This window comes from Shewanella sp. MEBiC00475, from assembly GCF_005234075.1.
GTDB lineage: Bacteria > Pseudomonadota > Gammaproteobacteria > Enterobacterales > Shewanellaceae > Shewanella > Shewanella polaris.
Genome location: NZ_CP039928.1, coordinates 1,320,425 through 1,336,368 on the forward strand (window position 1 = coordinate 1,320,425; position 15,944 = coordinate 1,336,368).

General features: G+C 42.0%; 13 protein-coding genes and 1 pseudogene. 8 read left to right on the forward strand and 6 right to left on the reverse strand.

Annotated elements, in window-relative coordinates; all coding sequences use genetic code 11:
- Positions 1 to 21: 21 nt before the first annotated feature.
- Both FCN25_RS05850 and FCN25_RS05855 read left to right on the forward strand, forming a co-directional pair.
- Entirely contained in the window at positions 22 to 1,914 is a 1,893-nt protein-coding gene (locus tag FCN25_RS05850) for a hypothetical protein (RefSeq protein ID WP_137222835.1), read from the forward strand.
- A gap of 214 nt (positions 1,915 to 2,128) precedes the next feature.
- On the forward strand, positions 2,129 to 2,824 hold the full coding sequence (locus FCN25_RS05855; protein ID WP_137222836.1) for a 5-formyltetrahydrofolate cyclo-ligase: 696 nt from the start codon (positions 2,129 to 2,131) through the stop codon (positions 2,822 to 2,824).
- An 85-nt stretch (positions 2,825 to 2,909) separates the two neighbouring features.
- Here FCN25_RS05855 and FCN25_RS05860 read toward each other — a convergent pair whose 3' ends face one another.
- From FCN25_RS05860 to folX, 4 genes are all read right to left on the reverse strand, one after another.
- Positions 2,910 to 4,202, reverse strand: coding sequence for an O-acetylhomoserine aminocarboxypropyltransferase/cysteine synthase family protein (locus FCN25_RS05860; RefSeq protein WP_137227341.1), 1,293 nt, complete (start codon positions 4,200 to 4,202; stop codon positions 2,910 to 2,912).
- Positions 4,203 to 4,346: 144 nt separating this feature from the next.
- Entirely contained in the window at positions 4,347 to 5,075 is a 729-nt protein-coding gene (folM, locus tag FCN25_RS05865; RefSeq protein ID WP_137222838.1) for a dihydromonapterin reductase, read from the reverse strand.
- A gap of 235 nt (positions 5,076 to 5,310) precedes the next feature.
- The gene (gene folE, locus FCN25_RS05870; RefSeq protein WP_137222840.1) at positions 5,311 to 5,979 is read right to left on the reverse strand and encodes a GTP cyclohydrolase I FolE; all 669 of its coding nucleotides are present in this window, start codon (positions 5,977 to 5,979) and stop codon (positions 5,311 to 5,313) included.
- Between the two features lie 21 nt (positions 5,980 to 6,000).
- Positions 6,001 to 6,363, reverse strand: coding sequence for a dihydroneopterin triphosphate 2'-epimerase (folX, locus tag FCN25_RS05875; protein WP_137222842.1), 363 nt, complete (start codon positions 6,361 to 6,363; stop codon positions 6,001 to 6,003).
- 205 nt (positions 6,364 to 6,568) lie between these two features.
- Between folX and FCN25_RS05880 the strand changes: the two genes are divergently transcribed.
- The 5 genes and pseudogenes from FCN25_RS05880 to FCN25_RS05900 form a co-directional block, all read left to right on the forward strand.
- Entirely contained in the window at positions 6,569 to 6,958 is a 390-nt protein-coding gene (locus FCN25_RS05880) for a thiol-disulfide oxidoreductase DCC family protein (protein WP_137227342.1), read from the forward strand.
- An 11-nt stretch (positions 6,959 to 6,969) separates the two neighbouring features.
- Positions 6,970 to 7,815, forward strand: coding sequence for an SDR family NAD(P)-dependent oxidoreductase (locus FCN25_RS05885; protein ID WP_137222845.1), 846 nt, complete (start codon positions 6,970 to 6,972; stop codon positions 7,813 to 7,815).
- A 288-nt stretch (positions 7,816 to 8,103) separates the two neighbouring features.
- Positions 8,104 to 8,361: an SDR family NAD(P)-dependent oxidoreductase gene (locus FCN25_RS05890; RefSeq protein ID WP_368074079.1), complete on the forward strand. Its 258-nt coding sequence runs from the start codon at positions 8,104 to 8,106 to the stop codon at positions 8,359 to 8,361.
- Positions 8,362 to 8,385: 24 nt separating this feature from the next.
- The gene (locus FCN25_RS05895; protein WP_137222847.1) at positions 8,386 to 9,342 is read left to right on the forward strand and encodes an IS1595 family transposase; all 957 of its coding nucleotides are present in this window, start codon (positions 8,386 to 8,388) and stop codon (positions 9,340 to 9,342) included.
- A 43-nt stretch (positions 9,343 to 9,385) separates the two neighbouring features.
- Positions 9,386 to 9,952 (forward strand): annotated as a pseudogene (locus FCN25_RS05900) (3-hydroxybutyrate dehydrogenase); the annotation flags it as partial.
- Positions 9,953 to 10,148: 196 nt separating this feature from the next.
- Here the strand turns inward: FCN25_RS05900 and FCN25_RS05905 are convergent.
- Together FCN25_RS05905 and FCN25_RS05910 are read right to left on the reverse strand one after the other, a co-directional pair.
- Positions 10,149 to 11,087 carry an alpha/beta hydrolase gene (locus FCN25_RS05905; RefSeq protein ID WP_137222849.1) on the reverse strand — a complete coding sequence of 313 codons (939 nt, stop codon included), beginning with the start codon at positions 11,085 to 11,087 and terminating at the stop codon, positions 10,149 to 10,151.
- A complete protein-coding gene (locus FCN25_RS05910) occupies positions 11,087 to 12,259 on the reverse strand; it encodes a CynX/NimT family MFS transporter (RefSeq protein ID WP_137222851.1) in 1,173 nt (390 codons plus the stop codon). Before FCN25_RS05910 ends, FCN25_RS05905 begins: the two co-directional genes overlap by 1 nt.
- Before the next feature lie 168 nt (positions 12,260 to 12,427).
- Here FCN25_RS05910 and FCN25_RS05915 point away from each other — a divergent pair, with 168 nt between their 5' ends.
- On the forward strand, positions 12,428 to 15,934 hold the full coding sequence (locus tag FCN25_RS05915; protein ID WP_137222853.1) for a PAS domain-containing hybrid sensor histidine kinase/response regulator: 3,507 nt from the start codon (positions 12,428 to 12,430) through the stop codon (positions 15,932 to 15,934).
- Positions 15,935 to 15,944: the final 10 nt, after the last annotated feature.

Genomic DNA, 15,944 nt, shown 5'->3' on the forward strand with positions numbered 1-15,944 from the left:
TTGATTTATAGGAAGTATTACGTGAGTAAATTAGAACAATTCCAAGATTTTATTCGCCGTAACGGTAAAGAGCTCACGGGTGTCGATGTACCAATAAAATTAAGCAATGAACAAGAAAAGCTTCCTCAACTTAAGTTTACATTTGGGTGGACTATCGAAGTTGGGGTGAGTACACACGAACATGGAGGCTATTGTCCGTCAGGGATTAAATCTGGCACGGCATCGAATGCTCGGGATTGTGCCCATGAAAAAGCTAAAGAGTACGCTAGCGGACAGAACACGTTATTTAACGATCGCTTTTTAAAGATTCTTGGTCCTGATATATCTAGCAATTTCTTAATAAGGAATAAAGACCTAAAATCTGCACCAGAAACCTATGTAGGCAGTAAATTGTGTTACAACTGCAGTGGTTCTGGCACACAAAGCTGTTCTAGTTGTTATGGTTCTGGCAGTAATTCTTGTAATCGTTGTAGTGGCAGTGGCCGCGTTAGTGTGTCGCGTTACGATAGTTACAATAATCGCACGGTTTATACTACAGAATCATGTTCGTCCTGTTGGGGACGAGGTAAAACAACGTGTCATACTTGCGGTGGCTCAGGCTCGGTGACGTGTAATACTTGTAATGGTGGTGGTTATCTCTATTACAGTTACACCATTGACGGTGATGCAAAACGTAGCACTAAATGGGCTTATAACAGCAACGATTACCACGAATGGACCTCTGAGTTTGTTAAAAATAACGGTTTAAACTTGGTCTATCATTTAACTGAGATAACTGAAGTTGATGTTGAAGGCACCTTGGATGGCTGTACCTTTATCTTCGCTTTTACCGCTAAACTGCCAACGCTACAATTTACCGCTACGATTGATAAAGTCGATACCAAGATGTGCTTTGCAGGTAAAAAAGATACTACCCATAATGCTGGTGGAGTTTATGACCCAGCGGTTTGGAGTGTGGCACAGAAAATGGCTGGCGGCAGTCAATCGGCAGACAAAATGGCATTAGCAACGCCTGCTGTTAAAAACATTATTGAAGCCAATGTAACCAACAGCCAAATTGCACTATTAGATGAAAACTGGGTGTCTACTGAAATTAAAGACGCTGTAATATCTAATTACCAAAACTTAGTGACACAATTAAAAAAACACAGCGTTAAAGGTATTGCGCCAAACATGTTCTTGAGCTTGATTAAATACACTTATTTATTCTTTACTTTAGGGATGTTAATCGCGCTGCTATACCCTTCATTTGCAGTTGATTCAGGTAATCGCATGAGTGTGACTCAAATACCTGAATGGATGATGGCGTTATTGACGATGAAATTTGGCCTTTTCGGGCTACCCGCTTTTGTTAATTACGCTTTTGTACTTGGGTTACTGTGGTTAAGCTACCAAAGTATTAAAACCTGGTATTGGAAAAGTATTAGTAAAGCTAAAATATGGATTTTAGCTATCAGCATTACACTGTTGTTACCACATTTCGCTTTTACTCTTTATTACAACATAGTTGACCTGCTTAACCGTTCACCCACAATAGCGAGCACGCTTGTTAGTGGCTCATTACTGGTTGGACTTTACTTACTGGTGATTGGTGTAAAATGGCCAGAAAAGTGGTACAGCAAACTGTTTGGCTTGATTGCTGGCATTGGTATTTATTGTGCCCTTCAATATGGTTTTTTCTTCATTAACCCGACTTATGGTTTTATTGCAAACCATGCTAATTACGTTAGCGAAGTGGCTGTGTTATTATCATCTGGTTTAGATTTTATGGCGCATAATTTAATTGAGTGGGGCTTGTTATCAATCAGCTTTACTTACTTTTTAACACGTAGAAAATTTTGGTTAAAAGCAAAGACCATGGTGGCGGATTACGATAGTCCAGTGCTACTAAAATCAATGAATATGGATAAATAACACGCCAGTTTCCTTTGATTAAAACAATGCAGCATAATGTAATAAAATTATGCTGCATTTTGATTTGTTGGTTTAGTTTGATGCAAAATAATTCTACGTTAACCGACTATCAACCAGTGCTTTCATATCTTTTCAGAACGCGATAACCTACTTTGAGTTGTTTGTTGATTATCGTTTTTAATTTCATTTATAAGTGATGGAGTCCTCCCTACACATGAGTATCTCGCGTTTTATGACTAACAAGGATCACCGTCCTGTTACGTCAACCTCTTCGGCACGCATTAGCTACTTTGCCAAACCAACAGAACTTGAAGATCCATTATTTGATAGTACAGGCATGAGCCGTGATAATATCCGTCGTCATATCAGACAAGAACGTAATAGCCTCAGCTCTGAAGAACAAAATCAATTAGCGTTAATCGCCAGCCGTCATATGCTCGCCGAAATTCAGGCGCAGTCAGCTCAGCACGTTGCATTGTATTTTACCCAAGATGGTGAACTCGCCACCCAAAAACTCATTGAAGCATTATGGGAACTAGACATTAACCTCTATTTGCCATGCATTCATCCGTTTAGTAAAGGGCATTTACTGTTTGTGCGTTATGACCGAGACTCTGTGATGGTTAATAACAAATATGGTATTAGCGAGCCGCAACTGAATGTGCAACACATTATCCCTGTCGACAAGCTCGATATGATTATCACTCCTATGGTGGCATTTGATGAACATGGTAATCGCATGGGAATGGGCAGTGGTTATTACGATCGCACCTTGGCTCAAGTGGTTGATAACAAACCATTAGCCGTCGGGTTTGCCCATGATTGCCAACAAGTGAGCCAGGTTCCAACTGATTTTTGGGATATTCCTTTACCAGTGATTATTACCCCAACGAGAAGATTAGCTATTTAAAATAGCTACCGTTTCGTAATAAAAAGCCCCATCAATACACGCTATTGATGGGGCTTTTTAGTTACTGATTAGACTAAAAATGGGCTTACACAATTGCTTTCTCTAATGCTTGGCTGACATCGGCAATGATGTCGTCTATGTGCTCAATACCCACAGAAATACGCACTAAATCTTCTGACACTCCAGCTTTAGCTAATTCTGCCCCGCTAAGTTGACGATGCGTTGTACTGGCAGGATGACAAGCCAGCGATTTAGCGTCGCCAATATTCACCAAACGTAGCACCATTTGCAGTGCATCAATAAACTTACCACCAGCCACTTTTCCCGCTTCTGCGTTATCAGCTTTAATACCAAAACTAATAATACCAGAGGCTTTACCACCAGTGATTTTTTGGCAAGTTGCATGATGAGGGCTGTCTGGCAGTGCTGCGTAATTAACCCAACTAATATTAGGATGCTGTTGTAAATATTCAGCTAGCGTGAGCGCATTACTGCAATGACGTTCCATGCGTAAACTGAGGGTTTCTAAGCCTTGAAGTAACAAAAATGAACTGTGTGGTGATAATGCTGCGCCAGTATTACGCAGTGGCACAACACGGCAACGGCCAATGTAGGCAGCAGGCCCAAAGACGTCGGTATACACCACGCCGTGATAAGACGGATCTGGCTCATTAAGTATCGCAAAGCGTTTTTTGTTGGCAACCCAGTCAAATTTACCCGAGTCAATAATCACCCCACCAATGGTTGTACCGTGACCGCCAATGTATTTAGTGAGCGAATGGATAACAATGTCAGCACCATGATCAAATGCACGGCACAACACAGGCGTAGCCACAGTGTTATCGACAATTAATGGCACCCCGTGTTTGTGAGCAATATCGGCTAAACGTTGTAAGTCGACAATATTACCGGCCGGGTTACCAATTGATTCGCAAAACAGGGCTTTGGTGTTGTCATCAATTAGCGCATCGAGACCATCAAAGTCATCAAACGCAGCCATACGGACTTCAACGCCTTGACGTGGCAGTGTATGGGCAAATAAGTTATACGTGCCGCCATACAACTGGCTGGTACTGACAATGTTGTCGCCCACTTGGGTTAATGCTTGGATAGCATAAGTAATGGCGGCCATGCCAGACGCCACTGCAAGCGCACCGATACCGCCTTCAATTGCGGCTAAACGTTGCTCAAGTACGCTGGTGGTTGGATTCATTATGCGAGTATAAATATTGCCAGCCACTTTTAAGTCGAACAGGTCGGCACCGTGCTGGGTATCATCGAAGGTATATGAGGTGGTTTGATAAATCGGCACGGCTGCAGCTTTGGTTGTTGCTTCAGACTCGTAACCATAATGTAACGCCAATGATTCCAGCTTCATGTTTTCTGCAGACATAGTGACTTCCTTTCGATAATAGCGAGTGTGGATATTGATTAATATCTACACTAGCAACTAGCCGTCTAGAAGTCCATTATAAAATTGCGTCAACTTTGCAGCACACATTACCGCTTGTCGTTTTATGAATTATTTTAAATGTCTGCCACCATCGACAGCATAACTTCGACCCGTTACATAATGGCTGCCCAGTAGGTAGTCGACCAAAGACATGATTTCGGCATTACCAGCTTCTTTGGGCAATATGGCTTTAGCCAATGCTTTGGCTTTGTATGCCTCACCGTCATCTTCATTAAATAAAATCATTGCTGGGGCAATAGAGTTCACTTTGACATGCGGTGCTAACAAGCTAGCAAACGAGAGTGTCATGTTATGAAGTGCAGCTTTACTGGCAGCGTAGGCGATATGCTTTTTACTGCCCTTTTCGGCAACAAAGTCGGTCATGTGAATAATGTTGCTGGCACCAATACTGTCATCATTGGTTTTAGCTGCATTAATCAATAATGGTGCTAAAGCAAGATTGATTTGATACGGCGCTGAAACATGAATTTGCATCATTCTCGCCATAGTCTCAGCTGGACTTAAACCGCTGTTGTCGGGTAACCAGTCAGACGCATTATGAATAATGGTATCGAGGCTATCGTGATGTTGGTTGATATGATTGACTAATGCATCAATGGCAGTCGGATCGGTTAAGTCACATGAGTGCAAGCTTGCCCCCAACTTACCGAGCTGCTCAATACTGTCATAATGGGTGCGATAGGTGCCAATGACCTGATGACCTTGGGCCAAATAATATTTAGCCAGTGCATAGCCTATACGTTTACCTACGCCAGTGATCAGTATTGTACGTTCCATAATGCTCTCTTTATTTTTAGCTCGATACATTGAGCCTTTATCATAATAAAATTAGATGGTTATCTCGACGTAAACCATCCTACCGCCTAATAATGACAATCGATAGTATGTTCATAAAAAAAATGACTTCAATATGTGAAATCATTTTTAAACGCTGTGGTACTAGCCATTTCGAGTTCAGGCTGATTATGTCTAAACGTCATGTTAAAAGTTATGCTAAACGTTATGCTAGACCTTATGCTAGAAACTCGGCTCGGCTAGCGGGATTGGCCTTAAAGCAGCCGCCAAGCGCAGTGGTTTGTGTGCTTGATGAGGTGTCCATAATGCCACGAGATTTTACGCAATAATGGGTCGCGTTAATGCTCACGGCTACATCATTAGTCGCCAGTAACGTTTGCAGGGCCACTAAAATCTGCTGAGTTAACCGCTCTTGCACTTGTGGACGCTGAGCAAAAAATCGCACGATACGGTTAATTTTAGATAAACCAATAATATTATCTGTGGGTATATAAGCCACTTTGGCGAAGCCGTCGATGGTAATAAAGTGATGCTCACAGGTACTGACCACACTGATGTTGCTAATTTTAACCATTTCTTCAACACCCATTTTATTATCAATTTGGGTTATTTTAGGAAAATTAGCATAATCGAGACCCGAGAAAATCTCATTAACGTACATTTTAGCAATACGATGCGGGGTTTCAGCTAAGCTGTCATCGGTTAAATCTAGCCCTAATGTGGATACCACTTCGGTCATTAAGCCTTTAATACGCTGATACTTTTGTTCACTGGTCATATCATTTGGAATAAGTGGTGTTTCAAGTCCGTGGGCGACTAATGCTTGCTGTACTTTCAATGCTTCTGCAGACAACTCTGCGCGAGTTATGTCATTAATGGTGGTCATAATAACATCCTTAAATAATGATTAGGCTTGGTACTCTAAAGATAACGACACTGAATCGGCAAAACGCAGTGCATGGGGCTTATCGATGGTCACTCTTGCCAAGGTTACACTGGGGTGTTCACGACAAATATCTAATACGTCAGCAACCAGCTTTTCTAATAACAAGAAACGACCTTCTTCGACATGTTGGATCACTTTTTTGGTGATCACTTTGTAGTTTAGCGCGTCGGCAACGTCGTCGGTTTGAAACGATCGATCGGCTGGATAATGGATCTCAATGTTGATCACCACATCTTGTTGCTTGTCGCGTTCGTCTTGGTTAAAACCAATAAAGGTACGCAAACGTAAATTAGTGACTTTAATGATTGCTTGGCTTAATGGCATGATTCAGCCCTTATGATTTGTTTTTAAACTATACGCCTAGCTGAAATAAAAAGATCATAAACCGAAACGATTTGACTAAAATTTTGAACATACCAACTAAAGTAAACTGGCTTGGCGTTTGGGGCGTACAATGGTTACGATCTGTGTTCAATAAGTGTGTTCAATAAGTGTGTTCAACAAGCATTAGACATAAATGAGGTAAATGATGGAACTAACTATTTTTTACGATGGCACTTGCCCGCTGTGTCTTAATGAAATGAAGCAATTAAAGCGTCATGACAATTTAAACCGCATCGGCCTTGAAGACATTAACGCCGCTGATATTAATCAGCGTTTCCCTGACTTAGATGTCGTAAAAGCTAATACGGTACTACATGGATTACAAGCTGACGGTAGTTGGTTGTATGGCTTAGATGTAACAGCCAAAGCATGGGGTTTAACGGGTAAGCATGGTTGGATAAAATTATTACGTTTGCCGCTCATCAAACCTGTTGCTGACGTCGCGTATTTAGCCTTTGCCCGTAATCGTTACCGTATATCTTATTTGCTTACAGGTCAAAAACGCTGTGATAACGGTAACTGTAAAATAAAGTAAGGGCAAAGTGCATGAGCGATTCAACGACAACAGAAACCATTATTGTGATTGGCGCGTCATCATTCATCGCCCAAGCTTTTATTAACCAAGCTATATCAGAAAAAGAACACGATTTACCCTTGACCATTATCTCCGTGAGTCGTCAATCTTCACTGATAGCGCCTGCAATGACACGGCCTACACTTGCAGACAATACGCCCCAAAACGTCACTCACCATCATATTAGCTGTGATTATCAGCAAGCCTCTATTTCAACTTGTATTGCTGAGATGTCATCGATGGTCGGCACAATTACAAAAATAATCATCTGTAATGGCATTTTGCATTCTAAAACGACTAATAAACCCACCGATAACGAAAACACAGGCACAACTCATTTGATGCCTGAAAAACGCATTGAAGACATTAACAGTGATGCCCTACAGCAACTATTTTACGCTAACAGTATTGTGCCCATGTTATGGCTAAGCGCCTTAACTGAGTTACTGCTACAGCAACCTAATAAGATCGACAACCTCAAGTGTGTAATCAGTATTTTGAGTGCCCGAGTTGGCAGCATTTCAGACAACCGACTCGGCGGCTGGTATGGCTATCGCGCCTCAAAAGCGGCATTAAATATGCTAATCAAAACCACTGCGGTGGAATATGCCAGACGCCTTAAACGAGTAAAACTCATCGCGTTTCATCCTGGCACTACTGACACACCATTATCAAAACCTTTTCAGGCTAACGTACCCGCAGGCAAGCTTTTTACCCCTGAATTTGTCGCCAGCCAGCTGTATAACATCATGAGCAATATTGAACCCAACGGCGAAGCCAGTTACTTAGATTGGCAAGGCAAAGAGATAAGTTGGTAATGCTTCATTCAATTCATTAAGATTTTTAACAAAAAACCATTCACTATAAACATAGAGTCTGCTGCTATTGTTTTATAAATCCTCGATCGCCCCAAAGTATAAGCAAGCATATCTTTTCCTTATGGTACTAAGGTGCCAATTAAATAGTGCTGTAATTGTTTTATTCTGAAAGTACTAAATCAGATGTTAGTGAGAATATGCTGTAGACATGATCTCGCCATAAAACATGTCACAAAGGTTGATGACATACGCTGTCATTGCCGCTATTGAATTAAGGGAACCGATACTATGTCGACGTTACAAACTGGACTCAAAGGGAAAGTGGCGCTTATTACCGGCTCCACTAGCGGTATTGGCCTAGCGACGGCACATGTACTTGCCGAACAAGGTTGTCATATCGTATTGCATGGCTTAATGGCGCAAGATGAAGGGCAGACTTTAGCGACTGAATTTGCAACTCAATACCAAATAAATACCTTTTTTAGCAATGCTGACTTGAGAGACGCTAGCTGCATACATGCGTTTATGGAAGGGCTATCCATTTAGCGCCACCAGTGTCAATATGTAGTGATGAAAACTTCATCGTATTTATTAAAAGCGGGTGTAGATTACCCTACAAGTTGGGGCGAATTTGTTGATTGGTTTCATGATGAACAATCCTGCATTAGCTACCTTTACAAACTTCGTTGGCCAAACGGATTCATATGCCCAAGCTGTTCAAGCCATCAATCACCTTATCAGTTAAGTAATGGCAAGTTAAAATGTCATGCTTGCCGTTCTCAGTGTTCAGTAACATCAAGTACACTTTTTGACAAAACAAGAACCCCCATGAAAAGTTGGTTTGCTGCCGTCTGGTTTATTACAAATCAAAAAAATGGGGTCAGCGCTCTTGGAGTTCAAAGGTTATTAGGTCTTGGGAGTTATCAAACCGCTTGGTCATTAATGCACAAGTTAAGACATGCCATGGTTGATCCTGAAAGGGATAAACTGTCCGGCATCGTAGAGGTTGACGAAACACTAATAGGTGGCGTCGTTCCCCAATCATCTATTAAAAATCAACAGGGTAAGCGTAAGGCTGTAGTTTTGGTCGCTGTTGAGCTGCTATCACCCTCTGGATTTGGCCGGATACGTTTAAGGCAAGTGGAAAGTGCAACCAAAGAACATATCCATCAATTCATTCAAGATGTAATTGAACCTGGTAGTACAATTTGTAGTGATGGCTCTCAAGCATACAAACAAATAGACAAGAAAGGATATAAGCATAACCGAATAGTGCATTTAGGTTCATCTGTACCTGCACATGAAACAATGGCTGGGGTACATCGAGTCTCATCATTATGTAAAAGATGGCTTTTAGGTACATATCAAGGCGCGGTAAAGGCTAAGCAACTTGATTATTATTTAGATGAGTTTACATTTCGCTTCAATAGAAGAAAGTCAGATTCTCGGGGATTATTATTCTACAGGTTGCTTGAACAAGCAGTGCGTTCTAAGCCGATAACGTACCAATCAATTAAAAATCGATAACCACAACATATAGTGGTTGGTTGTGCTAAGTGGATAGCCCTTGTTTATGGACAGTGCAATTAGTGCATTAGGCAGTATTGATATTCTGATTAACAACGCTGGGATTCAACACACCCAAGATGTGGCAAACTTTCCGGTCGAAAAGTGGAATGACATCATTGCAATTAACTTGTCTTCCGCTTTTCATACCATTCAAAAAGTCGTGCCTGTAATGACGGAAAAAAAGTGGGGACGAATTATCAATATTGCCTCAGTGCATGGTTTAGTCGCTTCTGCCAATAAGGCAGCCTATTGTGCGGCGAAGCATGGAATTATTGGCTTAACCAAGGTGGTTGCGATTGAATGTGCTGAACAAGGGATTACCGTCAATGCGATTTGTCCTGGATGGGTTGATACGCCGCTTATCGGCAAACAAATTGACAGCATAGCAAGCGATAAAAACTTGAGTTATGAAGACGCTAAATATCAACTCGTGACAGCCAAGCAGCCGTTACCAGAAATGCTGGCACCGAGACAAATCGGTGAATTTGTTTTATTTCTTTGTGGTGGTGCCGCTCGAGGCATTACCGGTGCAGCTTTGCCAATGGATGGTGCGTGGACAGCGCAATAAACTGAGCTAAGCTCAGTTAAACACAAGTGTTAAGCAACAATTGTGCTTAACAACATCAACCCGTATTCACAGTGTGCATACGGGTTGTTTTATTTGCAAAGACAATAAGATTTGGCCGACTGATTTACTGATCAAGATAATGGTGTTGGATAAAAATAAGTACTCGTATTGGTGCGGGTATAAATATAAGTACCAATTAGATCTTGGCCATAAACTCAGCGATGTGTTGATAGGTTTCCATGCATTCATCTTTCACTAAATCGTGCAGCAACATATAGGCGTGGATCATGCCATCGAACGAATGATGTTCAACATCAACCCCAGCTGCAATTAATGCCTTAGCATAGGCTATTCCCTCATCCCTAAGCGGATCGCAGCCTGCAGTAAAAATAAGGGTTTTAGGCAACTTAGCAGACATAGCCCCAAACAAAGGTGAAGCCTGTTTAATGATATCGGCTTCAGTCGATTGAAAATACTGCTCGAAATACCACTTTATACGGGTTGTTTCGAGTAAGAACCCAGTGCCATTACTGTCTAATGATGGGCTATTTAAGGTGTAATCGACACTCGGGTAAATAAGAATTTGTTGGTCAATGTTAATCCGCTTATCGGTCAAACTTTTCATGCTTAAACTGGTGCAAATGGCGCCACCAGCACTGTCACCAATAATCGTGACATTGTGCTGATGCTTAACATCACCCAGTAACTCAGCGTAACGCATTAATACCTGTTCGCAGTCATCAATCCCTGCAGGATAAGGATGCTCAGGCGCGAGTCGGTATTCAACAGATATCACCACACACTGCGCTGCATTGGCAAGATGACGACAAATAGGATCGTAAAGCGCCACACTGCCACACATGTGCCCGCCACCATGAAAATGCAATAACACCGACAAAGCTTTATCTGGCGCTGGGCTATAAATCCTGACGGGAATAGTACGGTCGGGTAACGTCAATATTTTATCTGTTATGTAGCTCACCGCTGGCGAATCACTCATTAACGCGCCGAGTTTATTTAGATTTTCGCGTAATATTGTCGGTGTAAATTGGACATTATTTTGTCTAGCCAAGGCGATATTGCTGTTGGCTAACGCCAGAAAATCAGTGAGTTTAAGGGAAACGGTTCCTCGCATTATATTAACTCCTTTGGTTTTCCTGTTTCGGGTAGAAAATAGCTGCCAACAAACACGGTGCCGCTAAGTATGGTGATCATCACAAATGAACTGACATAACTGCCATCGTTTAAATCAACCAATTTACCAAACACCCACAATACGATCGTCGAAACCAAGTAGCTGATTGACCAAAACAGGCTAAACACCACGGTGATTTTTTGCCCTGTCATATCAGGGAGTTCGTGAGGAATAGACACTAATGCCGTCACAGGGAAAAAGATAAAAAAGCCCAATACGATAGCGCATGTTATTTGCAGCCAAGGCTCAGTACTAAAAGATAACCCTAAAATGGTGATAAAAATAATCAAACCACTTAGGCGAAGAATAGGAAGACGTAACGGATTTTTACGGCTATACAACATCCCCACAATGGTGCCGACAATACCAAAACCAATCACCCATTTGCTTTGGCTTATTCCCGCTTGAGGATAGAAAGTGAACAGACAAATATAAAACGAAAGCAGCCCAGAATAGGTAAAAGCATAAGCCCAATTAAATTTATCTTTTAAGCCCTCAAGATAACCGTATATTGCAGGCTCTGTTCCAGATGCACTATTCGTTGGCTGTGGAGCATCAAACTTAACCAGTAACCACAATATAGCCAGTATCAAGCTCGCAACTGAAAACAACACTAAGCTATTTTGCCAGCTGCCTGTAAGTGAATTAATACTGGTCATGCCCCATAAAATAATTGCCGTACCTACGTTAAATGCCACCGCATTTAAACCATTAACTACCGGACGGTCTTCAGGGGAAAACCACAGCATCACAATCGGATTAAAGTACACAATCATAAAGGCTCCGCCTAAGCCCATTAAAAAACGGCTAACCAGCAGTAACTCATAACTCGTCGCTAACGGTGTCACTATCCCAACAACAATTAATAACGCAGCTAACAAAAAGGCGTACTTTATTCCGAACTTTACCGCCACATATGCAGCACTAAAAGTTCCGACTATTTTAGCTAGCGTGACTGCACCACTGATAAAACTTGCCGACGCTAAACTCTCAATGTGCATCGATGCCATGATGTGATTCATGCTGGCGGTGCCGCCAACCCATGCCATGGCAAAGAGAACATAACTCGTAAAGACTAAACCTTCGACCAAATATCTATGGGTTATTTTCATAGGCGTTATCGGTACCTTAAATGACACTATTAGAGTTAATTCATGTTATCTGATGGATATGGATAAATAAGTACTACCTTAGTGCACCGCATCATTAAAAATCTTTATCAAACAGGGCGTCTAGTGTAGTTTCGCAAGGATAAACAATAAAAATAATTGGGGAATAACTTGCAGGCTTGGTTATCTATCGATACTTGGTTGATCAGTTCAATTTCGATTGCTTATCTTGCAATGCTGTTTGTGGTTGCACAGTGGGGGCAAAATCGTTCCATAAAAAAATTAACCCAAAAGCCGTGGGTCTATAGCCTGTCGTTAGGGGTATGCTGCACATCATGGGCGTTTTATGGCACAGTTGGACAAGCTGCAACAACGGGCGCATGGCTGGCCCCCATTTATATTGGTTCGATCATTTGCTTAGTATTGGCGTGGCCGATGCTAATGCGCACGCTGCAAATAATCAAAAGCCAAAACCTCACGTCTATTGCCGACTTTATTGCGTGCCGTTTTGACCGTTCGCCTAAAATTGCCGCCAGCGTTGCTATAGTGTCGCTACTGGGAACCATTCCTTATATCGCCTTGCAGTTAAGGGCCATCAGTACCAGCTTTGATTTACTAACAGGCACGTTTCAGTCCGGTATTAGCACCGCATTTGTGGTGACCATTGTATTAATTAGCTTTAGTATTTTGTTCGGCACCCGCCAACTGTCTGCCAGTAAACACAATCAAGGCTTAGTACTGGCTATTGCGTTTAGCTCTATCGTGAAGTTATTTGCCCTGACTGCCGTCGGTATTTTTGCCACTTTCTTTATATTCGATGGCTTTGGTGACTTACTGACTCAAGGCCAACATATTAAACAAACCAGCCAATCAGACTCGACTTACCTTGTGATTTCTCAAGTTATTTTGGGCGCTATTACTATCTATGCGTTACCGCAACAATTTCATATGATGATGATTGAAAACAATCATGACGAAGAGCTTAAATCAGCACGTTGGATGGTGCCGTTATACCTGTTATTGATTAATATTTTTGTATTGCCGATTGCATTAGCCGGACAGCTTAGCTTCCCTGGCGGCAGTATCGGCGCAGATACCTATGTCCTGACATTACCGCTTTTTTATCAACAAGCATGGCTAGGGATATTGGTTTATGTCGGTGGACTCGCAGCCGCAACCGCAATGGTTATTGTGGCGGCGATTGTATTGAGCACGATGATTTCGACAGAAATTTTAACGCCATTACTATTACGACTACCAAAATTTAGCTCTCAACAAACCCCGCAGTTATCAGGTATTTTATTAAATTTACGCCGTATCTCTATCGCGGTCATTTTATTATCCGCTTTTGCGTTTGAACGCTTTATCGATCAACAAAATCATTTAGCCAGTATTGGCTTGTTGTCATTTGTGTTGTTATCTCAATTTGCGCCCGCCGCAGTAGGCGCCTTATATTGGCGAAATGCCACCACCCAAGGTGCCTTTGTGGGGCTAATGATGGGCAGTACTGTCTGGCTTTATACTCTACTATTGCCGGCTACCTTTCCTGATGCACATTGGGTTAAATTTGGATTGTTTGATATTGCGTGGTTAACGCCGACAGCCTTATTTGGCTTAACCGGTTTGGACAATATTAGTCATGGTGTATTGTACAGTTTAGTGGCTAACATGGGCTGCTTTGTGGTGATTTCACTGCTTAAAGAACAAAGCGTTGGCGAGGTTTTACAAGCTGAATTATTTGTAAACAGAAAACAGATTCAACTAGAACGGTACTTATCCGTAGAGGATTTAGCCAGTTTATTAAATCGTTTTATTAACAAAGACGAAGCCGATGCGCTTATTGCAGAATCTAAAAAATTCGCAGGCAAAGATCAGCAGCAACAGCTCGTTGATTACACTCGCTTAAAACTGTCTGGCGTACTAGGCTCAGCCTCTACCAGAATGGTGATGAGCGCCGCATCTCGCAGCCAGCAGGTGCCACTAGAAGATGTAGTTAGCATTGTCGATGAAGCCAGCCAAATCTTTCAATTTAACCGTGAACTTTTGCAATCTGGCGTAGAGAATATTGAGCAAGGGATCAGCGTTGTCGACGCCGATATGCGCTTAGTGGCTTGGAATCAACGTTATATTGAACTGTTAGGTTACCCTAAAGATTACGTCAAAGCTGGCCTGCACATTGAACAACTGATTAGATTTAATATCGACAGAGGCATTATTGTCGGTAACGAGGCACATGAGCTAGTGGAAAAACGCTTAGCTCATATGCGCAGTGGTAGCCCTCATCATTTTCAGCGCACTATGCTAGATGGAAAAGTGCTGGAAATTCGCGGCCAAGCCATGCCAGGCGGAGGCTTTGTCAGTACGTTTGCTGATATTACTGCGCATATTGAAGCAGAAAAAGCCTTACAACTGGCCAATGAAACCCTCGAAAAAAGGGTTGAAAGCCGCACCCAAGAACTGGAAAAAGCCAAAGCGGAAGCGGAAGCCGCTAATAGCAGTAAAACCCGATTTTTGGCCGCGGCCAGCCATGACTTAATGCAACCTTTTAATGCCTTAACCTTATTTACTGAGATGCTAAAGCAAAGGGTTAAATCAACTGAACTGCATGACCTCGCAACCAATATTGAAGACTCATTAAATGTGGTGGAGAGCTTACTATCAGATCTGGTTGAGATATCTCGCTTAGACAGTAACTCGCTAAAAACCGAAACCAGCCAATTTGCGATTGATGATTTATTGTCAACATTAGTCAATGAATTTAAAGCATTATCGGTTCAGCAAGGTATTGATTTTAACTACCAAATATCTTCTTGTTTCGTAGAAAGCGACCAAAGACTACTGCGCCGTATTATTCAGAACTTTTTATCTAATGCGTTTCATTACTCCCCTTCTGGCAAACGTAATCAGCAAATAACATCCCAAACGTCTTCGCCTGACAATAAAGCAAATGGGCAGACTAGTAATACCGAGTTTGTCCCAAAAGTGTTATTAGGCGTTAGGCGGCTTGAGCACGCTTTATTCATACAAGTTTGGGACAATGGCCCAGGTATTCCGCTTGATAAACAGCAAGCCATTTTTTGTGAATTTGAACGCTTGGAGCTCACTCGTGAAATTCCGGGATTAGGACTAGGCTTGGCGATATGCGATCGAATTGCCAAGTTGTTGGATATCAACATATCACTGCATTCGGAAGTGGGTAAAGGAACGTGTTTTAGTGTTGAAATACCCCGTGTATTACAGCAGAAAAAGCCAGTTAAAGTGACTGAAACTGCCGAAGATGACATAAGCAGTGACAGCACTAATATCACAGTGATGGTTATCGACAATGACGACCTGATGCTAAAAGCGATCTCCACATTACTCAGCGATTGGGGATGTAATGTCATTACCGCTAAAGACCAACCCAGTGCCATACTGCAATTGGCAAATAACCCGCAACCCAAACTTATTATTGCTGACTATCACTTAGAAGATGATAAAAATGGTGTGGATTTAGTACAGTATTTATTAGCCAATCACCTGACGATGAACCGTAACCCACCCACCTGTGTTATCTGCTCAGCAGACCCTTCGGAAGCAGTTAGACAACACACCAGCAGTGCTCAATTTAGCTTTGTGCGTAAACCGCTTAAAGCAATAGCCTTAAAGCGAATCATTAAACAACTGACGCCTGAATAACTAAGAATTA